Source organism: Paenibacillus sp. FSL H3-0333, assembly GCF_038002805.1.
Taxonomy (GTDB): domain Bacteria; phylum Bacillota; class Bacilli; order Paenibacillales; family Paenibacillaceae; genus Paenibacillus_AQ; species Paenibacillus_AQ silagei.
In genome coordinates this window covers 7,035,414-7,057,180 of the sequence record NZ_JBBODG010000001.1, presented here as the reverse complement: position 1 = coordinate 7,057,180, position 21,767 = coordinate 7,035,414, and the positions used below count along the sequence as shown (strand labels likewise).

Sequence of the window (21,767 nt, the reverse complement as noted above, 5' to 3'; positions counted from 1 at the left end):
GAATGAGGTGCACTAGTGCGCTTGAATTTCCCGGATACACGCTAAATAAACAAAGGAGGGGCATTAATGCCCCTCCTTATTCGGTATGCTCCTATTCCATCACAGCCGATAAAGCCGATGCTCTGTGAGCCAGCCGATCAGCTCTTCCATGCACTGTTCCGGTGTACGCTCCGCTGTGTGCAGCGTCAACTCTGGGTCAGCCGGAGCTTCATAAGGGTCTGAGATCCCGGTGAAGGCCGGAAGCTCACCGGAGCGGGCCTTGGCGTACAGCCCTTTCACATCCCTTGCTTCACAGACGGGAAGCGGGCAGTCCACATAGACCTCGACGAAGCCCGGCAATTCCTGCCGGGCATAGCTGCGCATCTCAGCATAAGGGCTGATCACCGAGACCACGGTAATCACGCCATGCCGGTTCAGCATCCCGGCGATGTAGACCGCCCTGCGGATGTTCTCGAACCGGTCCTCGCGACTGAAGCCGAGTCCACGGCCCAAGCTGCGTCGCAGTTCATCGCCGTCCAGCCATTCCACCGCCTGCCCCTGCTCCCGGAGCCGGTCTGTCAGCAGCGCGGCAAGCGTAGACTTGCCCGCTCCCGACAGACCGGTAAGCCAAATCGTTAACCCGGCAGAGGTCTTGTGTGCCTGTAGCTTAGCAGTAGTCATTACTCTGTCCTCCCTGCGCCGTAAGGAATCCGCTCCAGCAGGCCGGAGCCGTAGATCTGCTCCAGGCCCAGCTCCGGCATATGAATATAGCCGATATAGCAGTCACAGACCTTCATGCGGCAGCTACGCTGGGCCGCCAGCCCTTCCAGTCCGTCACGATAGAGGTTGCCGATGACCGCGCGGTCCTTGTAGCAGCGCTTCACCAGGCCGGGGCCTTGCACGTAGAATACGCTGCTGCCGGCATTACAGCTGGCGCCCAGGCTGTCGTAGTCCATGGCATTAATCTGGAAATGCGGGTCTATCCCGCTCAGGAAGCTTATATCCTCCGCCGTATAATAATCCCGCTTGTCCTTGTAGGCGTTAACCCACAGATACACGTCCTCCGGCAAGGCCGCACGCAGCGAGGAGATAGCCGGGAAGGCACTATGCACGCCCACACTGCCTACGCTAAAAGGAATCCCCCGGCGGTATACGCTCATACACTGCGCCAGGAACCGCTCCTCACTGACCTGACCCGGATGATAGGTTGCCCAGAAGGCTGCCTTGGCCGGGTTCAGTTCAGCGGTGAAATCAAGCCGGGCAGACAGATTGGTCTGGATGGCGACCTTGTCCACATGCTCCATATGGGACAGCGTGATCAGCGCATCCCGGTACCAGCGGTGCGTCAAGCCCTCGCCATACGGATTGAAAAAAATAGACAGGCGGTGGCCTGCAGCCCCCTGCTCCGCCACCCAGCGGACGAAGGTCTCAAGACCTGCGCGGTCTTTGGCGAGGGTGGCGGCGCTGTCTTTGGTTTTGCCGAAGGGGCAGTATGGGCAGTCATAATTACAGGAGGAGAGGGAACCCCGGTAGTAGAGGACTGCCTTCATGGCAGGACGAACTCCTTCATCTGCTCGCGGATCTCACCGGAGATGAACCAGTCACCGATGGAGTCGGAGTAGCCCAGCCCATCTGGAGTCAGCCGCAGAATACCCTCATCATCCGTGGCGAACCCGCTCTGTACCAAGAGGCCAAGCTCGGGGTGATCCTCCCATAGGGTAGTCCCGAACCGCTGGTTATAGTCCGCAATTGTCAGTCCTTCGCTGTGCAGGATTGCTTTTAGAATGAACCGCCGTTTCTGCTCGTCCAGGCTCAGCACGATGCCGTAATCGGCCGTATCATAACGCTCGGCTGCAACATAATCCGCGATAATGCTCTCCGTGGCCTTGCGGCTGACGCCATAGCGGGAGGCATAATGAACATTCCGGGTATAGGAACGCGCGCCGCAGCCGAGGCCGACCATCCCTTCCTCCTGGCAGCTGTAGTCGAGAATAACCTTGCCAGTTCCGGCATCCTCCTTGGCGAATCTGCGCATCGAGTATTGGCGGTAGCCACGCTCTGCCAGCACTGCACGTGCCGCTTCATAGCATTCGTGACGGATATCCAGCTGGTTCACCAGGTCGCCCGGCTTCACAATCGTATGTTCACGGGTGTAGAGCGGATAGAGGAAGATTTCCTCCGGTTCGTGCAATAGCGCCTGGTTCAGCGAGTAGAGCCAGGAGTCCACCGTCTGCCCCGGGAGTCCGTAGATCAGATCCAGATTGAGAATGGGAAAATCAAACTGCCCCAGCAGCTCCAGCGCACGGTAGACCACCTCGGGGTCCTGCGGGCGGTAGATCGCAGCCGACTCGTCGGCTACGAAGCTCTGGATGCCCATACTGACGCGGTCCACGGTATGATCCTTCAGAATCGTCAGCTTCTCCTCCGTCAGCGTTTCGGGTGAGGTCTCCACGGAGATAGAGGTGGTTCTAAGATCAACCCCCATGATATCCGTTGCAATCCTGAACAGCCGGTTCAGCTGTGCGGGAGCCAGAAGGCTGGGAGTCCCGCCGCCGATGGCGAAGCGCGCGTAAGGCTTATGTCCCGTGAAGACCGCCCACTCCCTCGCCTGCCGCTCCAGTGCGTCAACGTATTCGGCGTGCACATTCGCTCTTTTATCAGGCAGCGTGAACAGATTGCAGAAGCCGCAGCGCGCGCCGCAGAACGGAATATGCATATATAAGAACAAACTCTCCGCAGGCTCATTCCGCCATAGCTCCTCTAAAGGAAGGGGGGACGCGAACTCGCGGTAAGCGGTTTTGTGCGGATAGGAATAGAGATAATTACGGTAAGGATGGGCCGTGATCTGCTCCGTCCATTGCTGAAGCTCCCCAGCGGAGAAGGGAGGGTGTCCGTCTTGGTTCATGTGATGCAGAGATTGCCGGATGGACGTCATACGTTCTCCTTCCTTGTGCGGGATCGAATTTCAGTTCCATGCTTATAAAATAAATTCCCGGTACGGAACATTCCATACCGTGTCATGCGCGAGCCGGTGGCCTTGATAGCCGTCCTCTCCGTAAGCCGTACCGTGATCGGAAAAAGCCAGACAGAACACCGGATTGCCCCGCTTACGGAACGCATCGAACAGACGCCCCAGCTCCCCGTCGGCATAACGCAGCGCAGCCCGCTGGCTGTCCACCGAATCCTTGCGCGCACCCGGCAGGAACATATGGTTCGGGCCATGGATCGCCGAGACATTCATGAACAGGAACAGCCGCTGGTCCTGCGGGGTGTTGCCGAGCAGCTTGAGCGCATGGTTCACCTGATGCTCCGTCGAACGCGGGTTCGTGACCCCGAAGGTCATCCGCCAGTAGCTCTGCTGGAAATAACCGGGGAGGACGCGGGCGAGGGGCACTTTTTTGCTGAAAAAGATTACGCCCCCGATACACACCGTCTGATAACCCGCCGCTGCCAGCCCCGACACCATATCCGGTGTATCGAACAGCCAGGTATGGGGGTGGGTCTTCAGCCCGGTATTCCTGGAGTGGAACAGGCGCACATGCTCAGCCTTATTCGTGTTAGCCGGAGTGGGCAGGAAGCCGCCGAAGAAAGCATGATGGGCCGCATAAGTGAAGCTGCCGGGGGTATGCCGCTGCTCCCAGGAGCCGCTGCCGCACAGGTTGGGGCAATTCGCCTCCTCCAGCACAGCCGCATCGTAGCGCAGAGTATCGAGTGTGATCATTAAGATATCGTGGGTGCCGACAATGGCGTTCATATCGGTCATGGGGCCGGATTCCTCCTAAGACAGCTGCTTCATTTCCCATTCGTAGGTGCTGCAGCCTTGGTATTCAACATCGTACAACAAGTCGCCAAAAGGATTCACATCCGCCGTATACATCTGCCCGGAGCTTCCTGGCAGCACATCAATCCCCGCGATAGAGCAGCGCGGAAAAGCGGCCAGCGAAGCCTCCGCTGTCCGGCGTACTTCTGCCTGCTGCGCTTCGCTCAGCCCGGCCTCCGCCGGAGTCATCCGCCGGCTGCGCAGATGCAGATTCGTAATCGGTGTGGTGCTGACTCTGGCGACTGCATGGCAGGCTTCACCAGCGACAACCAGCTGACGGATGTCGAAGGAATGTCCGTCCTTGCCGGGCTTCGGAATCCACTGCTCGGCATAGGCACCGTGGCGGTAGAGCCAGTTAATGATTCCGGCAAGGCGGGCAGAATCGGTATAACGCTGCAGCTTGCCGGAATTATAATACACCGGGGGACGGGTGATATAGCTCTCGACTCCGATGGTGGTAACCGCCGACTCAGCTCCTGTTGCCGGGTTCAGCTGATAAGCAATCACGCCGGAAGCAGCGGAGCCGCTGGCCAGCTTGATGAACACGCGGTGCATCCGCTCCGACAGCATCAACTGGCGCAGGGATGCGTAATCCACGGGGACTTGTCCGCCGCTGCCGCGAAGCGGCCGGGGAACAGGGACGCCGGACTCGGCGAGAATCTGCTGGGTCCGGCGCTTGTCCGTCATGGCTGCGATCTCCGCCGGATCGTTGGTCCAGCGTGAGGCGGGCAGGAGCTGCCCGGCCTCCTGCCGGAGCCGCGCCAGCAGGCGGCAGTAGCCGCGGAACCACTGGGACGGGTGATGCAGCACGCCGGGCAGGTCCTTCAGGGCTGAGGCCGCTTTGAAGCTGAGCGGCCTCAGGTCCGGCTGCTGCCCGAACGGGTGCAGCGAGTCGTCTTGGTCCGGCGCATCCGGTGCGCCTAGCGCGATAAGCGCCCGCTCCAGCGCGAAGCTGCCGCCGGGGGACTCAAGCCGCAGCAGTGGCGGGCACACTGCGGATTCCGGCGCAGCGTGCCTGCTGAAGCTGCCGCCCGGAGAATCCGTCAGCAGGTGCTGCGCTTCCGCTGCGGAGGATCCGCTGAAGCTGCCGCCAGCGGACTCTAGCGTGGGATGCCCGCTGAAGCTGCCGCCAGCGGACTCTAGCGTGGGATGCCCGCTGGAGCTGCCGCTAGCGGACTCCCGCTCGGAGGGCCCGCTGCTGTGATCGCGCAGGGATTCCCACTGTTCCAGCAGCGGTTGCCCCGGGCCTCCGTCCCGAATCTGCTGCTGCACAGCCAGCGTAAGCAGATCAGCCAGCGGCTGGCCCTCCAGCAGCCCGGCGTAGGGAATCAGCAGCGCCGGTGGCATTCCGAGACGCGAGCGCGCCTGCTGGATACCGGCTGAGCGCCGGTCGCCGGGCTGGCAGAAGACAATCAGCGGAGCTGCGGGCTGCATTATTCTGTGATCGACGGATAACGCCAGTCATCATCGTCATCGGCCTGCTGCTGGTCGCTGACATCCACCGGCAAGCCGCTGTCCTTTAGGCGCTGCATCATCTCGTCAGACATGTAGTGATGGCTCAGGTTGAGCAGCTTCAGTCCCTTCACCCGCTCGCTGGCGAGCAGCGCCTCTGCGCCGGTATCGCTAAGCGTTCCCAGTGACATGTCCAGGGTATGGAGCTGGTCCAGAATGGGCGCATCCGCCAGGGCTGCGGCAATTTCGTCCTGAATCTCACTGTTTTTGAGTCCGAGATAAGTTAGATTAGGGAATTTCCCGGGCTCGATCAGCGGCAGGAGGTCCTCCAGCCCGCCGTCGAAGCCGTAATTGTCTACACCAAGATATAATTCCAGCTTGCGCAGATTCGGCAGGCGAGAAGCGGCAATGTCCGCCAGCACGGCCTTACTGAGTCCGCCAGTAATAATAATGAGTTCTTCGAGCTTGTCATGCTGCAGCTGGCTCAGACGCAGATCGGTACCGCCTTGTGCAGTCAGGGATTGCAGCTCAGGATAAGCGGACAGCAGCGGCGAGAGATCGGTCTGGTTAATCCACGAGATTTCACATTCCTCGTAGCTCATATCCCCGATGAACAGCTTACGCAGTGCCGGGAAGCTGGCGCTGTGCTTCACCAGGGCCTGGACGGCTTCCTCCGAGCTGTTCTCGTAGGCTTGACCCCAGTCGCCAATTGTAAGGCTGGTCAGGCCGGCGGCTTCAGGACTTCCGCTTAAGTGTTCAATCTCCGTCTCCATCCGCTTGCCTTCTTCAAATGCATCATAATCAATACTGAGCTTCACTGCTGTCATGAACAATCCCTCCCGGAAAATAGTAGCTTCCAAATCACCCTAACATGTAGTGAGAGGGAGAGTCAAATAGCAGAGGAACAGGTGCACCTATTTCCCCGTTAACGCCCGTAACCACGGGGTTGTACGGGTCCAATGTAATCGAAAAACCGATCACATTTGGAGGAGGCCACTGAAAAACTAGCCTTTCTTAGAAAAAGTAAAAAAACGTATTTAAAAGACGACGTTATTCGGTTTCTCCGAATGGACGTCGTCTTTTTCTTACCTATTTCTTCAACTTTGGTTACTCCATGAGTTTCAATATTCGTTTTAAATTAACAGTGAATATCGCCATGGCTCCTTGAATCTCCATGCCAACTAAACCCGTGGAAGATGCAACATCGTACCCGTGTCTGTGTTTGAGTTCGCTATTCTTGGCTTCTATTTTGTAGCGCTCTTTCGCTTTGACCTTAAAGGGTTCACTTTCCTGAAACACAGCTTGCTTGGCATGTTCGTTGCTCTTTATACTTACCGAGTAGGTCTTACTCCGAGCGCCTTCTGTGTAGCGCCCTTCCTTTAAAGGACATCGCTTACACTTTTCAATATCATAAAAGTAGGTATCCTTTTGGTTTTTGCCCTGTCCCTTTTTGCCTTGCCGTGCTCTTCGAATGGCCAGATGCCCGGCTCTGCAGACATACATACCCGCATCTTTATTAAAATCGAATTCGTCTTCTTTTCTTCGGTTTCCTTGCGTAATCTGTGGATGTAATTTGGCCACAAGTTCAATGCCCTGCTCCGTACTGTAAGCAATATTGTCTTTTTCTGAATAGGCCTTGTCTCCAATGACTGTCTCTACGCTCATGCCCGCAGCTTTGCTCTTTTCAATAAGAGTTTGCAATTCCTTCCCGTCGTTTCGTTCTCCCGTGGTAATGGTCGCTGCCGTAATGATTCGCTCTTCACTCATCGCGATATGGGTCTTGTACCCGAAAAATGAGGAATCTGCGCTTTTGTGGCCTACTTTGGCATCTGGATCAGTAGAAGTCTGCAACTGTTCAACATCGTCAGCGACGGTTTCTTTCAATAGATTGAAGGGTTCTTTGACCTTGGGGAGTCCGGTAAAACGTCCGTCCTTTTCAATGACCTCAATAAGATCTTGGCAATATTGAATTTCATCTTCCAGTACATTCGTAACGGGCTTCACTGGAAAGGAACTTTTCATAGATTCATCTAAGGCATAGATTGCTTTTCGTACCTTTTTGGAACGTTCTCGCAGCAACTCTTGCGGACTTTTTTGGGTATAGCGGGCTTTGGTGTGGGTAGCATCAACAATAATGGATTTGCTGCGAATGATTCCTTGCTGAATGGCAATCTCCACCGTTTTACCAATGAGTATATCGAGCAACTTCATATCTTTCAGCCGCAACTTACGAAATTTGCTCAGTAAACTAGAATCAATAACCTCTTCCTCTGGCGCCATATGTAGAAAAAACTTGAACGACAAATCGGTTTTGGTGCGTTCCACAAGATCGCCGTCAGACAAGTCATAAATGGATTTAAGCAGTAGATATTTAAACATTCGGACCGGGTCTACCGCGGTTCGTCCATTATCTTGGCAATACCTTTCGTTTAGTTCCTCATAAACAAAGCTGAAGTCCACCAACTCGTCCATGCGCCGCAACAAGTTATCTTTTGGAATGAGTATATTGTAAATACGGGCTCAAGATAAAACTTTGCTGCTTAGGAAGCATGAAGACCACCAGCCTTTGATTTAATTCTTTAATTGTATCGAAAAAAAGAGACATTCTTTGTGTCGAATGTCTCTTTCAGTTCTTTATGGACTTTTTCAGTGGCCTCCATTTGGAGTGGCGGTGGCGTGTGGTCCCAATGTAATCGAAAAACCGACCACATTGGGCCTGGCGGTGGCGTGTGGTCCGAATGTAATCGAAAAACCGACCACATTTGGCACGGCGGAGGCGCGCGGCCCCAATGTGGTCGAAAAACCGACCACATTTGGAGTGGCGGTGGCGTGTGGTCCGAATGTAATCGAAAAACCGACCACATTGGGCCTGGCGGAGGCGCGTGGTCCGAATGTAATCGGAAAACCGATCACATTTGGAGTGGCGGTGGCGTGTGGTCCCAATGTAATCGAAAAACCGACCACATTGGGCCTGGCGGTGGCGTGTGGTCCGAATGTAATCGAAAAACCGATCACATTTGGCACGGCGGAGGCGCGCGGCCCCAATGTAATCGAAAAACCGACCACATTGGGCCTGGCGGTGGCGTGTGGCCCCAATGTAATCGAAAAACCGACCACATTTGGCACGGCGGTGGCGTGTGGTCCGAATGTAATCGGAAAACCGACCACATTGGGCCTGGCGGTGGCGTGTGGTCCGAATGTAATCGAAAAACCGACCACATTTGGCACGGCGGAGGCGCGCGGTCCCAATGTAATCGAAAAACCGATCACATTTAGCGTGGCGGTGGCGTGTGGTCCGAATGTAGTCGAAAAACCGACCACATTGGGCCTGGCGGAGGCGCGCGGCCCCAATGTGGTCGAAAAAGTGACCACATTGGGCGTGGCGGTGGTTTCCGCGAAGGATGCGCCCAGAGCGCAAAAAAGCACTATCCGCCCGTCCGGGGGAATAGTGCTCTGAATGATTTACACCCAGCCGAACAGCCGGGCTGCCGAAGCCACCGCGAAGGTCACGCCGATAGCGATAGCGAGCGGGATTACAGCGGAGAGCACGGCCCATTTCAGGCTTTTGGTCTCCTTGTAGATGTTCACGAGTGTGGTGCCGCAAGGATAGTGGAGCAGGGAGAAGAGCATCATATTCAGCGCCGTCAGCCACGTCCAGCCGTGGCTCAGGAAGATGTCCTTAATGCTGCCGAGACCTTCGATATCGACCATGGCCCCGGAGGACATGTAGCCCATCAGCAGGATAGGCAGCACAATCTCGTTAGCGGGCAGGCCGAGGATGAAGGCCATAATAATGAAGCCGTCCATGCCGAGCAGCTGCGCGAACGGATCGAACCAGGCCGCCATATGATTCAGCACACTCTCACCGCCGACAAATACATTCCCGAGAATCCAGGTGATGATCCCTGCCGGAGCGGCCACGATGATGGCGCGGGTCAGCACATTGAGCGACTTTTCCTTGGAGGAACGGACAATGGTCTTCCAGATCTGCGGGCGGCGGTAGGGTGGCAGCTCCAGAGTGTAGTGGGTAGGCACACCGCGCAGCGCGGTTTTGGACATGATCCACGATACGCTCAGGGTGACGATAATTCCGACCAGTACGATGCCCATTAACACCAGCGCAGTCGCGAAGGTGCGCAGTGCTCCGGTGGTTGCCGCCCCGACCATGAACATGGAGGAGAGCAGAATAAGCGTAGGCCAGCGGCCGTTGCAAGGAACGAAGTTGTTGGTCAGAATGGCCAGCATCCGTTCACGGGGCGATTCAATAATGCGGGTGGACAGAATAGCGGCAGCATTGCAGCCGAAGCCCATCGACATCGTCAAGGCCTGCTTGCCATGCCCCCCGGATTTCTTGAACAAGCGGTCCATATTAAAAGCCACCCGGGGCAGATAGCCGAAATTCTCCAGCAGCGCGAACACCGGGAAGAAAATCATCATAGGCGGCAGCATAACGCTGATGACCCATGAGGTTCCACGGTACAGTCCCAGCACAAGGACGCCGTGCAGCCAGGCCGGGGCATGAACAGCCTCGAAGCCGGCGGTCAGATAGCCTTCGATCCAGCTGAAGAGGGAGGCAATCCAGCCGGAAGGATAGTTGGCTCCGGCAATGGTAATCCAGAATACCAGACCAAGACCGGCGAGCATAATAGGGAAGCCCCAGATCTTCGAGGTGACGATATTATCCAGCTTGTAGGTGCTGCCCAGCTTCTTCTTGTCGTGATAAGTAACGGCATCGCTGCAGATTCCGGCCGATACGCCGTAGATTCCGCTGACGATCTCGTCGCGGACCGCCCCTTTGTCTGCCAGCTTCTTCGCAGTAGCGAGCAGGGAATCGAGCGGGTCTTGGCCGTTAATGGCATGCGGTGACTCCATGGCGGGCCACCTCCTTCGCTACAGATATACCCTTGCGTCCCATATGGGCTTTGAGGGAAGCCAGCAGACTGTGGTCACCGTCCAGCAGGCGCAGGGCAATCCAGCGTGCCGGATATCTGGCACCGACTGTCTGCTCTACCATCGGGATCAGCTCGGCAATGCCTTGCTCAATCTCCTCGTTGTAGGTGATCTTCAGCGGCTCTGCCTTGAATTCACCGGTCGCTACGCGTGCGATCTGATCCAGCAGCGCTTCAATACCGATCCCGTTGCGGGCCGAAATGGCCGTGACAGGCACCCCGAGCCGCTCCGCAATCCGCTTCAGATTAATATCAATGCCCAGCCGCTTGGCTTCATCGATCAGATTGATGCAGACTACGGCGCGTCCCGTTATCTCCAGCACCTGCAGGGCCAGATTGAGGTTGCGCTCCAGCGACGTTGCATCCAGAACCACCAGCGTGACATCCGGCTCCTCGAAAATAATATAGTCCCGGGCCGCCTCTTCATCGGCGGAATTGGAGTAGAGCGAATAGGTGCCGGGAAGGTCAACGGCCCGGTAAGTATGCTCCTTGTGGGTGAAACGCCCTTCGGCGGTGACTACGGTTTTGCCGGCCCAGTTGCCGGTATGCTGGCGCATACCGGTCAGCAGGTTGAACAGCGTGCTCTTGCCTGTATTGGGGTTGCCGGCAAAAGCTACGGTATACTCACTCATCCTTCTCCGCCTCCAATCAGTTCGCCATAAATGAGGGAACTCTCTTCCCGCCGCAGGGCAATGGTCGTATTGCTGATCCGGTAAGCCGTAGGGTCTCCAAGCGGGCTGCGCCGCAGCACTTCTACGCGGTTCCCGGCAACAAATCCGAGATCAAGCAGTCTTCTCCGCAGCACACCCTGGACCTCGATGCCGCTGATCCGCAGCGTGCTGCCGTTCGTAGCTTCAGACAATGGAATTACGGCTCCGGCCATAAGCTCTCCCACTTTCGTATGAATAATGAATGAATAGTTATAGTTATCCTTAAGTATGAAATATGCACTTGTATAGTATATTGTGCAGGGCACAGAATATTGCATCCTGCCACAAGATTAGTATACGTAAATAAATTTGTCCTTGCAACAATAATGTTTCCCTAGGGAAAGATGAATACAGCAAGATTTATCAAAAGTATTTCCGGTGTCTGCTATATACTTTGAGTTGTGGAGGGGGTGAGAGTCATGCACTATCAGTTGATTCACAAGAGCATCGAATTTATTGAGCAGCATTTGGAAGAGGATTTGGATTTGGAGAAGGTGGCTAAGGCAGCGGGTTTATCCAAATATCATTTTCACCGGATTTTTCGTAAATATGTGAATAAAAATGTCCATGAATATATCCGGGCCCGCCGTCTCAGCCAAGCAGCCAATCTCCTGCTGTACTCCGAGACACGTATTCTTGAGATTGCGCTGCAGTGCGGCTTTGAGAGCCAGGAGGCTTTTACAAGAGCTTTCAAGGAAATTTATGATTTGCCGCCTGCTCAGTACAGATCGCAGGTGAGACTATTGATTCAAGAAAGAGAGGTATTTACAATGTCAGAGATTACAGGCTGGTATATTACAGGTACCCACCAGGAGAAATATAAGGTCGAGATTGATCCCCGCGTCTGCTATAAGACAAGTCCCTCGATGCATCTTCACTCCAAAGAAGAGGCTGCGCAGGACGACAATAGTTTTGGAACCTTGATGCAGCAGTTTCAGGCAAGAGAGTATCGGGGGAGACGGATGCGTTTCTCCGGGTTCGTTAGAACGGAGGAGGTCACCGGCTGGAGCGGCCTGTGGATGAGGGTGGATGATCATCAGCAGAATATGCTGGCATTTGACAACATGCAGAACCGGAGCATACAAGGAACCACGGAATGGAACCACTATGCTTGCGTCATGGATATTCCGTCCGAAGCCGATGTGATCAATATCGGAATTCTGCTGAGCGGAAGCGGACAGGTATGGCTGGGGGAATGTGAATTCGAGGAAGTAGGCAAGGATGTTCCCGTAACGGATGGCTCTACAGGTGCGGAGAACCTTCCGTCCGGGCCGCAGAATCTGAAGTTCGACCAGCAGCCGGAGCACACTGCTTCAAGCTGAACGCTGTAACCGGCCCCGCACCCAGATCGACAGGGCCAGCAGCAGCGGAATGGCGACCTGGAATAGCGGGTCAAGCTTCAGGCTCGGCCCCAGGCCGACGGCGATATGCTGGGTGTAATCCCGTTCCAGGAATGAGGAGCCGTAGATGACTGCCCCCACAGGGAAGACCCACCATTTGGCCGGTTTGCCGGTCAGCTCTGCAAGAGCTTTTACGGAACAGAAGTAGAAGAGCATCATCTTGATCAGCAGCCCCAGGAAGAGCTGGATCGTGACCAGAATATCAAGCCGCTCGACAAATTTGAGATTGGACAGCACCCGGACGGTTTTGAGAAAAGGCAGCTGGCTCACTCCCGCTATCGCCGGGCCGAGGACGGCCACATTCAGCGCGTTCATGAAGATCAGGAATGCGCTGATGAGCAGATAGGCGTTCACTGTGTATTTTACAGGCACACCGGGCTTCTCCCATAGCGTCCACAGCATCAGAAAAACAATCATCTGCCCGAAGGGAAATGAGACGATCTCCGGCAGTGCCGCTTGCAGGACCGGCATCAGCCCGCCCTCCATCACCGGCGCCAGACGGCTGAGATCAATCGCCCCCATGATGCTCAGCATCACAATAAGCAGGAAATAGAAGAACAGCATGACCGGCAGCAGCACCTCAGGCAGCCTGAAGACAACCTCTGCCCCCTTCCAGATCGCATATAGGGCCAGCAGCACGAACACCAGCATCGTAATGGCCATCGGGGTTCTCGGCAGCATGGTCATCGCCGTCAGCTCGCCGAGGTCGCGGACATTGCGCATGGACTGATAGGCGAAATACAGGCTGTAGACCGCGCCGATGAACGCCCCTGGAGCTGTGCCGAAATGAGCTTTGAGCATACCAATCAGGTCGGTGCCCGGAGACCGGTGCTGAATCCACATCAGCACAAGGAGAAGGACGAAGCCCGCCGCTGAACCTGCACACATCGCCAGCCAGGAATCCTGTTTAGCGGTGCCCCCAAGCAGGAACAGCGGCGTGCTGCCGATTTCAAACAGCATAATCATGAACGCAATCTGCAGGGAAGAGACCTGTTCTTTGTTCACCATGATTGCATCTTTAGCCTCCTAACCAATAGATAATGGCTCTGCCGACAGGCTGGAAGAACGCCGTATACAGGCTGCCCAGCGATACATGAGGGGTATTGGTAATTCCGCATAGATTAAGATACGCCCCGTACCCCATAATGCAGCCAAGTAAGAGCCGTCGCCGGCGGCGCTCTTCTCCGCGCAGCTTCGTCCACCCCCAACCATAGGCAAGCGCATAGAGTAGAAGAGTAATAGCTATTTTCATAGATATGCTCCCTTACTTCTGCTGGACAGACTTGAATGATTTATTACTGAGTCCGGTCCGTTCTATCTCGATGGAGACCTGCGGGCGGAGCTCAATCTCCTGAAAGACGCTGTCCCAGCTCTTCTCCTTCTCAATCTGCTTCCAGCGCTTCGGATCGCTCCGGTGTACCCTCACAGCAAATCCGGTGACGTCTGCCCCCAGCCGCTTGACCTCCGCCCAGGCGTTATTCATTAGCTCCAGCACCCGCTGCTCCAGCGAGGCCTCCATTTCACTGATCGCTTTGCGGTCGTTCAGATCCATGACACTGCCAAGCTCCGTCAGCACACCGCTGCCCTTGACGTTAACCTCCATCACATAATGATCCTTGTCCCAGACCGGGTGGACGGTGGTGGCCGAATTCTGCAGGATGAAGGAAGCATCCAGCTTGTCGCTTGCCCCCGGCCGGGAGGGGAAGGCGATGGTGGCAGAATCAATGTTATCGGTCAGAAAAGAAAGCCCAAACGCCTGCTTCTGGCTGAGCCAGCCCGCGAACGTATCTCCTTTAATGACGCCCAGCCTTCCCAGCGCCAGCCGCGAGGGCAGGTCGGTAACTGCGGTCTCACTGGTCTCATCCATCGTCCGGGGGCCGGTCAGCAGTATCTCCGGCAACACCGCGCTTTTGGACTCGGAGGACAGCGCCATCGCCAGCTCATACAGCCGAATTCCCGGATAGTAGGACAAGAGCCTTGATTCCTGTTCGATCATAAGCTGGATGCCGGCGCCCTGATTCTTGGTCATCTGCATCAGCTGATCCAGAATCATCCCGGCATCTCCATGGGAGATGAACACAAAGACCGTTTCTCTGGCATCCTGCTTGCGCAGGAACATATCAATCAGCTGATTGATCCCGTGTCTGGCCAGGCTCTCGCCGATGACGGTGATTCTGGAGTGGGAGAAGAACATCTCCCGCGTACTGGTCAGATTCGTTCGTTCAATGGCTTCCATGATCGTCCGCCCCTTGACGGTGAAGGTGAGGAAAGGCGGCGAGCTTGTGCTGCCTCCTCCGCTGCCACCCATCCCGCTGGCGCCTGAGGAGGGGTTAATGACCTGGTACGTGGCCTTCCACTGATTGTCCTCCCAGTCATAGGCTGAGCCGGAGGTAATGCCCAGTTCGTTAAGCTCCCGGTCATCCCAGCAGCCGGAGAGCAGAACGGATAGAAGCGGGAGGCAGAGCAGAAGGCGCAGCAGGGTGCCTGGTTTGTTCATGTGTCCCATCCTTTCCGCTTGGAGCGCGATTTCTGCACCTTATTCAGCAAGACCGCGCCCAGCGGCACCAGGACGTTGAACAGGAAGAAGACCACGAACCGCCCTTCCTGATTGTAGTTGTTCAGCTTGGCTGAGCTTTGCCAGGAGAACAGGCATTCCAGGGCAATAATCAGACCTAGAGCTCCAATGAAGGGCCGGCTGCTGCTGACCCGGAACGTCTGCTTGAAGCACTCCACTGTCACGAACAGGAAGATGGCAAATTTCAGATAGATCGACAGCACCCAGTAAGAGATGAAGAGAATATCCAGCTTCTCTATGAACCGGCCGACCCGGAGGATGCTGATGGTAGCGAAGCCGGGGTAGGCACTCAGCTTAATGAATTCCGGGCCGAATACCATCAGGGCGGTGATCAGAATGAACATCATCAGGATTGCAACGAACAGCAGGCCTGTCCAGCCGATAATCTTGGCTCTCTGCGGATATTGCAGATAAGGAGCCAGGAACAGCAGCACCGCCACTTCAGACATCCATGCAGTCGGTGTCAGGCTCGCCAGGGTGATCTCAGCCAGACTATGGTCGAACATGGGCAGCAGATGATGCACATTCAGGTCGTTGTACAGCCCTAGCAGATACAGCGGTACGAAGAACAGATAGAGCAGAATCACCAGACTGTTCACTCTGGCGATAGCTTCAATGCCCTGCCTTACCATATAGATGGTGATGAAGAGAATCAGAATGACGAGCACCGTGATCGGAGTGTTGATCAGGACGTTGTCTTTAAGGAAATTAACGAATTCTCGCAGAATGGTTGCCGTGGTGTCCAGGTAGAACTGGAGCATCAGCAGACCGAGGATCACGGACACTACCGGAGAGCTTTTCTCCCCGACCCAGTCCAGAAAAGGAGCACCGTTGCTGCTCTGAATTACCGCCCCGACAATCCACGCAATTAACAGCCCCGCCACGGTAGACATGATAATCGCTAGCGGAGCGTCCTGCTCTGCATAGGAGCTGATAATGATAGGAAGCACGACGGTAGCTGTCGGCAGTATGGTATTGACGACAAGCATGACGGCTTGGGTGGTGCCGATTTTTCCATTCATGCTGGACCCTCTCCCTGCGGCTTAGACTGTGCCGGTGATGGCTTGGCTGCGTCTTCAGCCGGCTGCGGCTTCTGGTGCGGTGATTGTCTGCGGGTCTCCTTGCCCAGATTGGTCTTGGGACGCATATTCATGCCCCATAGCGGAACGCGGATGAAGATATCCTTCAGATAACGCGGAATCATCGGCGCTACCGGAGACAGATAGGGAATTCCGAAGGAGCGCAGGCCTGCCATATGAATCAGCAGCACCATCAGGAAGGACATAATGCCGAACAGGCCGAGCGAGGCAGCGATGAACATCATCACGAAGCGGATCAGCCGGATGGAGTTGGCGATGGCCAGTGACGGAATCACGAAGTTCGAGATGGCGGTAAAAGAAACCACAATGACCATCGCCGCCGAGACCAGCCCGGCCTGAACGGCAGCCTGCCCCAGCACCAGCGCACCGACGATAGAGATAGCCGGTCCGATGGTCCGCGGCATACGTACCCCCGCTTCACGCAGGACGTCGAAGGTCAGCTCCATCAGCAGTGCCTCTGCGAAGGCGGGGAGCGGAACGCCTTCCCGCTGGGCAGCCAGACTGATCAGCAGCGTGGTCGGCAGCATCTCCTGGTGAAAGGTAGTAACGGCAATATAAAGTGCAGGCAGCAGCATAGAGACGAAGAACGCACCGTAGCGGATCAGCCGCAGAAAGGAGGAAATATCATACCGCTGGTAGTAATCCTCGCTGGATTGAAAAAAGTTGAAGAAGGTGGACGGGGCCAGCAGGGCAAAGGGGGTGCCGTCAATGACAATCCCCACCTGGCCTTCCAGAATGCCCCCGGCCATGGCGTCGGGACGTTCGGTATTCTGAATGGTGGGAAAAGGCGTCAGTCCGCCGTCCTGTATGAATTCTTCAATATAATTGCTCTCCAGAATGGCGTCGGTATTGATGGCGTTCAGCCGGCGGCGGATTTCGGTCAGCACCTGTTCACTGGCAAGGCCCTTCAGATAGACGAGGGCAATTCCGGTTCCGGTACGCTGGCCGATGGTATATTCCTCAATCCGCAGATCAGCAGTTTTCAGGCGGCGGCGCAGCATGGCGGTCCCGGTGCGCAGGCTCTCGGTGAAGCCTTCCTTGGGCCCGCGGATAACCCCCTGGGAGGTCGGCTCATTAATGCTTCTTTTCTCCCAGCCGGAGGTGTCGGCAGCCAGTGCGACCTGAAGCCCCTCGAACAGAATCAGGGTATAGCCGTCAAAAAGCAAGGGCAGCAGCACCTCCAGGTTCCGGGCCTCCTTTACTCCCCCAACCGGCAGAATGTGCTCCTTTATCAGTTCGAAGGCAGCTTCTGTGGTCATCCGGTCTCCGTTCAGTGTGCTGTTCTCCATCAAGGACTGGAGGACCGCCTGATTGACGGTATCGGCGTTGACCAGACCGTCAATATAAATGAAGGCAAGGGTAAGTGGAGGCTTGGCTTCACTCTTATAATGGCGGATGACAATATCCGAGCTGCTGCCGATCCGGCGGCTGAACTCCTGTAAATTATCCTCAAGGGAGAGCTTCAGCGGAAGCGGTGCAGGCACGGAGGTTTCTACAGGATCTTTGGTAGTCTGGCGGCTCTTCTTCGGCTCTTGAGGCATCTCGGGGGCTCCCTTCTGCTGAAATCTGGATGTGTTGGTGTATTATCCCCCATAGGCGTATTCCTTATTCTGCCTGATTACAGACTGAACTGAGCCCGCTTGAGGAGCCGCTGGAATCAAAAAAAGAAACTGCCCCTTAGGAATGGCAGCTTCGCAGCATTCCATAAAGGCAGTTTCATCAACACACTTAAGATTTACATTCTAAGCTTGGTGCATTATTTTGTCTGTACGACCAGAGCGTTGCTGATCAGGCGTCCCGGAGTCGTCAAGTACTTGCCGTTATAGTACAGGCCGCTCGAGGCGCCGCCATCCAGGTTCATCGCCTGGTAGGCTCCGGCCTGCTTCATAATTTCCGCCAGCTGGGGAATAGTTGCCCCTCCGGAGGTGAGCAGAATCAGCTTATGATCGCGGGTGATGCCCAATGCGCTGCGGGCGCCACCGCCAGTCAGGATTTTGGGGTCCCGGAAGCCTTCGGCCGCCACATTCAGCGCGACTTTCCCGTTGACCAACAGCCGTGGTCCCGCCTGGAGTGCGCCGAGAACGGAACCGGAATCGAAGCGGGCCTTGAATTCACTGCCCGGAATCAGCTCAGCCAGCATATTACTGTCGTAAGCGAAGACAGCCCGTTTATCTCCGGAGCTGTTCTTCAGCATCTTCCCGCCGCTGATGATGTAGCCGTAAGGAACCTTGAAGGCGCCGTCAGTATAGGCAGCGAAGAACGTGCCGTTGATCGCGGCGGCGGCATTGCTGCGCTTGGCGATGCTGGCAAGAGCTTCTGTCTTGCCGACGGTATTCCCGGCCAGAACGGCATCCAGGTTCACCGAAGGATGCAGTAGGGAGACCGTGACGGTCTGGACGCTGAAGGAGCGGCCGCCGACCTTGTAGGTATGATGTCCGCTGACTATAGCGGGCGATCCGCTTTTGATCAGGCTGCCGTTCTGTACAGGCAGGGTGGCTGTCTCAGCGGTGCCTGTTTCAGCCCCGCTTGTCAGCGTAAGCGAACCGGCCTCCTTGTTCCACTGGAGCTGTATGCCAAGTGTCTGGCTTACAAGAGACAAGGGGACATAGGTGGTCCCGTTCTCACTGAAAGGCCGCACACTTGCGGTAACGGGCTTGCCGTTGACGGAAGCCCCGGGCTTGCCTGGAGTGAAGCTAATGGAATTCTCGCCGCGTGATATCTCAATCTGGCCGCCGGAAGCGGTAAGCACAGACTGGATACCGGCGAAGCCGTTCAGGAAGCGGACCGGGATGAAGGAGTGATTCTCCTTGTCCACATATACGGCAAGCTTGGCCTGCGGCGCCGCAGCGGCACCGGATTGCAGTGCTGGAAGAAGGACAGCCAGCAGACAGAAGGCGGTAAAGAGGGTGAGCAGTTTTTTCATGATACACAAAATCTCCTTTGCTTATAGCAGGTTGATCTGCAGGTTAGGATGATTCTGGAACAGGCCCCAGAATGCAGCACTTGAGCTACCATCATATAATCGTCTTCCGTTACCGTCAATGGAGCATGCATCCAGCAGCGGGTTAGTTTATAATGGGAACACATTAGAATATCTGCATATAAGGGTGGTAGCGATCATGACAAGAATAGGCTTAATCCGGCACGGCAGCACTCGCTGGAATCAGGAGGGCCGGGTCCAGGGCCACACGGATAATCCTCTGGACGAGGAAGGCTTCCGGCAGGCCGGCGTGCTTGCGGAGCGGCTTAGCGGCGAAGCGTGGGATTATATCTATTCAAGCGACCTGCTGCGGGCCAGACAGACGGCGGAGACTATCGCCGGGAGGCTGGGCATCCCGCTGGCCGGTCTCCTTCCGGACATCCGGGAGATGAACGGCGGATTGATTGAAGGAACCACAGAGAGCGAGCGGATCGAGCGCTTCGGCAGCCAGTGGAAGACGATGGATCTGAAGCTGGAGAGCCAGGAACTGGCCCGCGAACGGGGAGTCCGGGCGATTGAAGAGCTTGCTGCCCGCCATCCCGGCAGCAATGTGCTGGTAGTCAGCCACGGGGCTATTCTGCGGAGTACGCTGGCCGGACTTGTGCCTTCCCTGGATGTGAGCGTGCTGCTGAAGAACACCTCTATCACCTGCCTGGTCAATGAGAATGACAGCTGGAGCTGTGAATTGTACAACAGCGCGGAGCATATGGACGGATAGGACGGGATATTTCCGAGCATTTCATTACAATAAAGCGCCGGTCCTGCCGATAATATGCTTAGTGCTGATCCGGTGAGGGTATTAATGTCCAGCATCCCCTGCGGGAGTTGTTCAGAATATGTTCAGTCGGATCCTGTACAGTAGCGCTTGAAAGCGATAAAACCATAAATTCATTGATAGGCTGAAGGAGGGCGTAAGACTAGTGGAAGAGGCTCGCAATTATATGCTGACGATTCTATCCATACTTATAGGGGTCCTGACCGTATATAGCACGCTCAGATTGACAAAGGATTTCTCCAGACAACCGCAAAGAACCCGGGCGGTCCGCTCGAGTCTTGTGGTGCTGGTAATTAGTGTCGGGCTTGGCGGCATGCATCTGCTGGGCAGAAGAGCCTTAACCGGCTTCACTACAGAAGGCAGAAGCCTGCTGATCTCTTTGTTCCTGTACATGCTGACACTTGCCGGTATACTATATCTGTTCCTGCGGGTGCGCATGATCCTTGGGGAGCGTGACCAGCTCAAGGAGTTGGCATACCGGGATACGCTGACCGGCCTGCTGAACAAGAACGGAATGGATCATTTTTGGGATCACTGCAAATTGAGCGAGCAGCTTGCGGTATTATATCTCGACCTGAACCGGTTCAAATCGATTAACGATACCCTCGGCCATCATACAGGGGATCTTTTACTGGAGGCTGTAGGAACCAGCCTGCAGCAATTTACCTGCAAAGGCAAGCGGCATATTTTCCGGGTGGGCGGAGATGAATTCGTCATTATCGCCAAACGCTGCAGCCGTAAGGAGTCAGAGCAGCTTGCCCTTAAGGTTCTGGAGCGCATCACCCGTACCTATAAGCTGGAGAGCCATGAATTATTCGTGTCCGCCAGTGTAGGCGTGACGATTAGCCAGGGCCGGATTGACCCGAAGCAGCTGCTTCAGGAGGCGGATTCGGCTATGTACAGTGCCAAGCAGCTGGGAAGCGGGCGTTATGCCGTATACAAGCAGGAGAGCCGTATTCCTTCCGTGAAGCTGGTCAGCAGCTCAAGGGCACAATAAGGTTTGGTTGGATAAAAGGCACTTATTGTGCCGCAACGAAAGTGTTAATAAGTAAGCAGTTGGAGGATGTACACTTAATCTGCCAAATTCGCCGGATTTTGAGGGAATCGGGCCGGTTAAGTGTTGTTTTTCCAACTGTTTTTACGTTTAGCTCCTGTGACGCCAAATTAGATGTACAAATTCCACTTCGTTCATCCGCTGGGCTGCGCCATCCTATGGACAGCGCAGCCGCGTTATATCAGTCAGACGCTTCTGGCAGCCAGCAGCCCGGCCAGAACATCCGGATGATCGGTAATGATCCCCGCCACCTCAGCATCGATTAGAGCCTGCATCCGCTCGGGATCATTAACCGTCCACGGATGATAGACAATGCCTTTCTCCGCTGCGGCATTCACGAACTCCGGCAGTACCGAGGAATGATGGGCATGCAGGGCATCCGCCTGCAGGGTAGCCGCGTAATTCCAAGGACGGTACAGCCCCTCGCCGTAGAGAATACCCGTACGGATCTCCGGTGCCAGTGACTTGCAGTAGGCCAGGGAATAATGATTGAAGCTGGAGATTACCACCCGCTCACTCATACCCTGCTCCCGGACAGCGGCGATGACCTTCTCTTCCATGCCGGGATAGAGGAAGGTCCCGTTCTTCAGCTCTATATTCAGAATCGTCTCCCGGCCCTGCAGCAGATCCAGCAGCTCGTCCAGTGTCGGAATCCGTTCTCCTGCGAACTCAGGGCTGAACCAGGAGCCTGCGTCCACCTCCAGCACCTCACGAAGCGTCTTATCCTTCACATAACCGCTGCCTGAAGTGGTGCGGTTAAGACTCTCATCATGGATCACTACTACTGCTCCGTCACTGGTCATTTGTACGTCGGTCTCAATGCCGGTTGCACCAAGCTCCAGACCCTTGCGGAAGGCCGCCATTGTGTTCTCCGGTGCGGCTGCGGATGCGCCGCGATGCGCGAAATTAATGATGTTCATGTCGAGTAGTTCCCTCCATCTCTAGATGTAATGCAGCCCGTAGTGTCCAGGCC

Annotated in this window: 20 protein-coding genes and 1 pseudogene; 4 read left to right on the top strand and 17 right to left on the bottom strand. The window is 55.7% G+C overall.

Going from position 1 to position 21,767, the window contains the following annotated elements; all coding sequences use genetic code 11:
* Positions 1–99 precede the first annotated feature (99 nt).
* From cysC to MHH78_RS30895, 7 genes and pseudogenes are all read right to left on the bottom strand, one after another.
* Positions 100–660 carry an adenylyl-sulfate kinase gene (gene cysC / locus MHH78_RS30925; protein ID WP_341169939.1) on the bottom strand — a complete coding sequence of 187 codons (561 nt, stop codon included), beginning with the start codon at positions 658–660 and terminating at the stop codon, positions 100–102.
* The gene (locus MHH78_RS30920) at positions 660–1,529 is read right to left on the bottom strand and encodes an STM4011 family radical SAM protein (protein ID WP_341169938.1); all 870 of its coding nucleotides are present in this window, start codon (positions 1,527–1,529) and stop codon (positions 660–662) included. The genes cysC and MHH78_RS30920 overlap by 1 nt, the downstream gene beginning before the upstream one ends.
* Positions 1,526–2,884 carry an STM4012 family radical SAM protein gene (locus MHH78_RS30915; RefSeq protein ID WP_341170415.1) on the bottom strand — a complete coding sequence of 453 codons (1,359 nt, stop codon included), beginning with the start codon at positions 2,882–2,884 and terminating at the stop codon, positions 1,526–1,528. The genes MHH78_RS30920 and MHH78_RS30915 overlap by 4 nt, the downstream gene beginning before the upstream one ends.
* 72 nt (positions 2,885–2,956) lie before the next feature.
* Entirely contained in the window at positions 2,957–3,742 is a 786-nt protein-coding gene (locus MHH78_RS30910; protein WP_341169937.1) for an STM4013/SEN3800 family hydrolase, read from the bottom strand.
* A 15-nt stretch (positions 3,743–3,757) separates the two neighbouring features.
* Positions 3,758–5,233, bottom strand: a complete 1,476-nt coding sequence (locus MHH78_RS30905; RefSeq protein WP_341169936.1) for an STM4014 family protein — start codon at positions 5,231–5,233, stop codon at positions 3,758–3,760.
* The gene (locus MHH78_RS30900; protein WP_341169935.1) at positions 5,233–6,078 is read right to left on the bottom strand and encodes an STM4015 family protein; all 846 of its coding nucleotides are present in this window, start codon (positions 6,076–6,078) and stop codon (positions 5,233–5,235) included. Before MHH78_RS30900 ends, MHH78_RS30905 begins: the two co-directional genes overlap by 1 nt.
* Before the next feature lie 280 nt (positions 6,079–6,358).
* Positions 6,359–7,802: pseudogene (locus MHH78_RS30895) on the bottom strand (IS1182 family transposase).
* A gap of 57 nt (positions 7,803–7,859) precedes the next feature.
* Here MHH78_RS30895 and MHH78_RS30890 point away from each other — a divergent pair.
* Entirely contained in the window at positions 7,860–8,708 is an 849-nt protein-coding gene (locus MHH78_RS30890; protein WP_341169934.1) for a hypothetical protein, read from the top strand.
* 5 nt (positions 8,709–8,713) lie between these two features.
* On the opposite strand, the gene MHH78_RS30885 is transcribed toward MHH78_RS30890, so the two are convergent.
* From MHH78_RS30885 to MHH78_RS30875, 3 genes are read right to left on the bottom strand one after another with little or no spacing between them, the layout of a single operon-like run.
* Positions 8,714–10,123: a nucleoside recognition domain-containing protein gene (locus MHH78_RS30885; protein ID WP_036723236.1), complete on the bottom strand. Its 1,410-nt coding sequence runs from the start codon at positions 10,121–10,123 to the stop codon at positions 8,714–8,716.
* On the bottom strand, positions 10,101–10,832 hold the full coding sequence (locus tag MHH78_RS30880) for a FeoB small GTPase domain-containing protein (protein ID WP_340978718.1): 732 nt from the start codon (positions 10,830–10,832) through the stop codon (positions 10,101–10,103). Before MHH78_RS30880 ends, MHH78_RS30885 begins: the two co-directional genes overlap by 23 nt.
* Positions 10,829–11,083 (bottom strand): FeoA family protein, encoded by a 255-nt coding sequence (locus MHH78_RS30875; RefSeq protein WP_036723378.1) that lies wholly within the window; start codon positions 11,081–11,083, stop codon positions 10,829–10,831. Before MHH78_RS30875 ends, MHH78_RS30880 begins: the two co-directional genes overlap by 4 nt.
* A gap of 246 nt (positions 11,084–11,329) precedes the next feature.
* Between MHH78_RS30875 and MHH78_RS30870 the strand changes: the two genes are divergently transcribed.
* Positions 11,330–12,232, top strand: coding sequence for an AraC family transcriptional regulator (locus MHH78_RS30870; protein ID WP_341169933.1), 903 nt, complete (start codon positions 11,330–11,332; stop codon positions 12,230–12,232).
* On the opposite strand, the gene MHH78_RS30865 is transcribed toward MHH78_RS30870, so the two are convergent.
* From MHH78_RS30865 to MHH78_RS30840, 6 genes are all read right to left on the bottom strand, one after another.
* Complete coding sequence (locus MHH78_RS30865) at positions 12,224–13,318, bottom strand: GerAB/ArcD/ProY family transporter (RefSeq protein ID WP_076079527.1); 1,095 nt, start codon at positions 13,316–13,318, stop codon at positions 12,224–12,226. The genes MHH78_RS30870 and MHH78_RS30865 overlap by 9 nt on opposite strands.
* A 10-nt stretch (positions 13,319–13,328) precedes the next feature.
* A complete protein-coding gene (locus MHH78_RS30860) occupies positions 13,329–13,562 on the bottom strand; it encodes a hypothetical protein (protein ID WP_076079529.1) in 234 nt (77 codons plus the stop codon).
* Positions 13,563–13,574: 12 nt separating this feature from the next.
* Complete coding sequence (locus tag MHH78_RS30855; protein WP_341169932.1) at positions 13,575–14,807, bottom strand: Ger(x)C family spore germination protein; 1,233 nt, start codon at positions 14,805–14,807, stop codon at positions 13,575–13,577.
* Complete coding sequence (locus tag MHH78_RS30850; protein WP_341169931.1) at positions 14,804–15,907, bottom strand: GerAB/ArcD/ProY family transporter; 1,104 nt, start codon at positions 15,905–15,907, stop codon at positions 14,804–14,806. Before MHH78_RS30850 ends, MHH78_RS30855 begins: the two co-directional genes overlap by 4 nt.
* Positions 15,904–17,526: a spore germination protein gene (locus MHH78_RS30845; protein ID WP_341169930.1), complete on the bottom strand. Its 1,623-nt coding sequence runs from the start codon at positions 17,524–17,526 to the stop codon at positions 15,904–15,906. The genes MHH78_RS30850 and MHH78_RS30845 overlap by 4 nt, the downstream gene beginning before the upstream one ends.
* Before the next feature lie 215 nt (positions 17,527–17,741).
* Positions 17,742–18,908, bottom strand: coding sequence for a phosphodiester glycosidase family protein (locus MHH78_RS30840; RefSeq protein ID WP_341169929.1), 1,167 nt, complete (start codon positions 18,906–18,908; stop codon positions 17,742–17,744).
* 196 nt (positions 18,909–19,104) lie between these two features.
* On the opposite strand from MHH78_RS30840, the gene MHH78_RS30835 reads away from it, so the two are divergent.
* Both MHH78_RS30835 and MHH78_RS30830 read left to right on the top strand, forming a co-directional pair.
* The gene (locus MHH78_RS30835) at positions 19,105–19,683 is read left to right on the top strand and encodes a histidine phosphatase family protein (protein WP_076079535.1); all 579 of its coding nucleotides are present in this window, start codon (positions 19,105–19,107) and stop codon (positions 19,681–19,683) included.
* Positions 19,684–19,885: 202 nt separating this feature from the next.
* Positions 19,886–20,737 (top strand): GGDEF domain-containing protein, encoded by an 852-nt coding sequence (locus tag MHH78_RS30830; RefSeq protein WP_341169928.1) that lies wholly within the window; start codon positions 19,886–19,888, stop codon positions 20,735–20,737.
* A gap of 242 nt (positions 20,738–20,979) precedes the next feature.
* Here the strand turns inward: MHH78_RS30830 and MHH78_RS30825 are convergent, their stop codons facing one another.
* Positions 20,980–21,714, bottom strand: a complete 735-nt coding sequence (locus tag MHH78_RS30825) for a glycerophosphodiester phosphodiesterase (RefSeq protein ID WP_036723244.1) — start codon at positions 21,712–21,714, stop codon at positions 20,980–20,982.
* Between the last annotated feature and the right edge of the window lie 53 nt (positions 21,715–21,767).

Coding starts and splice junctions, on each gene's coding strand:
- MHH78_RS30885 (WP_036723236.1), bottom strand. CDS start 10,123: ATGGAGTCACCGCATGCCATTAACGGCCAAGACCCGCTCGATTCCCTG.
- MHH78_RS30910 (WP_341169937.1), bottom strand. CDS start 3,742: ATGACCGATATGAACGCCATTGTCGGCACCCACGATATCTTAATGATC.
- MHH78_RS30865 (WP_076079527.1), bottom strand. CDS start 13,318: ATGGTGAACAAAGAACAGGTCTCTTCCCTGCAGATTGCGTTCATGATT.
- MHH78_RS30915 (WP_341170415.1), bottom strand. CDS start 2,884: ATGAACCAAGACGGACACCCTCCCTTCTCCGCTGGGGAGCTTCAGCAA.
- MHH78_RS30835 (WP_076079535.1), top strand. CDS start 19,105: ATGACAAGAATAGGCTTAATCCGGCACGGCAGCACTCGCTGGAATCAG.
- MHH78_RS30825 (WP_036723244.1), bottom strand. CDS start 21,714: ATGAACATCATTAATTTCGCGCATCGCGGCGCATCCGCAGCCGCACCG.
- MHH78_RS30880 (WP_340978718.1), bottom strand. CDS start 10,832: ATGAGTGAGTATACCGTAGCTTTTGCCGGCAACCCCAATACAGGCAAG.
- MHH78_RS30900 (WP_341169935.1), bottom strand. CDS start 6,078: ATGACAGCAGTGAAGCTCAGTATTGATTATGATGCATTTGAAGAAGGC.
- MHH78_RS30855 (WP_341169932.1), bottom strand. CDS start 14,807: ATGAACAAACCAGGCACCCTGCTGCGCCTTCTGCTCTGCCTCCCGCTT.
- MHH78_RS30850 (WP_341169931.1), bottom strand. CDS start 15,907: ATGAATGGAAAAATCGGCACCACCCAAGCCGTCATGCTTGTCGTCAAT.
- MHH78_RS30920 (WP_341169938.1), bottom strand. CDS start 1,529: ATGAAGGCAGTCCTCTACTACCGGGGTTCCCTCTCCTCCTGTAATTAT.
- MHH78_RS30845 (WP_341169930.1), bottom strand. CDS start 17,526: ATGCCTCAAGAGCCGAAGAAGAGCCGCCAGACTACCAAAGATCCTGTA.
- MHH78_RS30905 (WP_341169936.1), bottom strand. CDS start 5,233: ATGCAGCCCGCAGCTCCGCTGATTGTCTTCTGCCAGCCCGGCGACCGG.
- cysC (WP_341169939.1), bottom strand. CDS start 660: ATGACTACTGCTAAGCTACAGGCACACAAGACCTCTGCCGGGTTAACG.
- MHH78_RS30870 (WP_341169933.1), top strand. CDS start 11,330: ATGCACTATCAGTTGATTCACAAGAGCATCGAATTTATTGAGCAGCAT.
- MHH78_RS30860 (WP_076079529.1), bottom strand. CDS start 13,562: ATGAAAATAGCTATTACTCTTCTACTCTATGCGCTTGCCTATGGTTGG.
- MHH78_RS30840 (WP_341169929.1), bottom strand. CDS start 18,908: ATGAAAAAACTGCTCACCCTCTTTACCGCCTTCTGTCTGCTGGCTGTC.
- MHH78_RS30875 (WP_036723378.1), bottom strand. CDS start 11,083: ATGGCCGGAGCCGTAATTCCATTGTCTGAAGCTACGAACGGCAGCACG.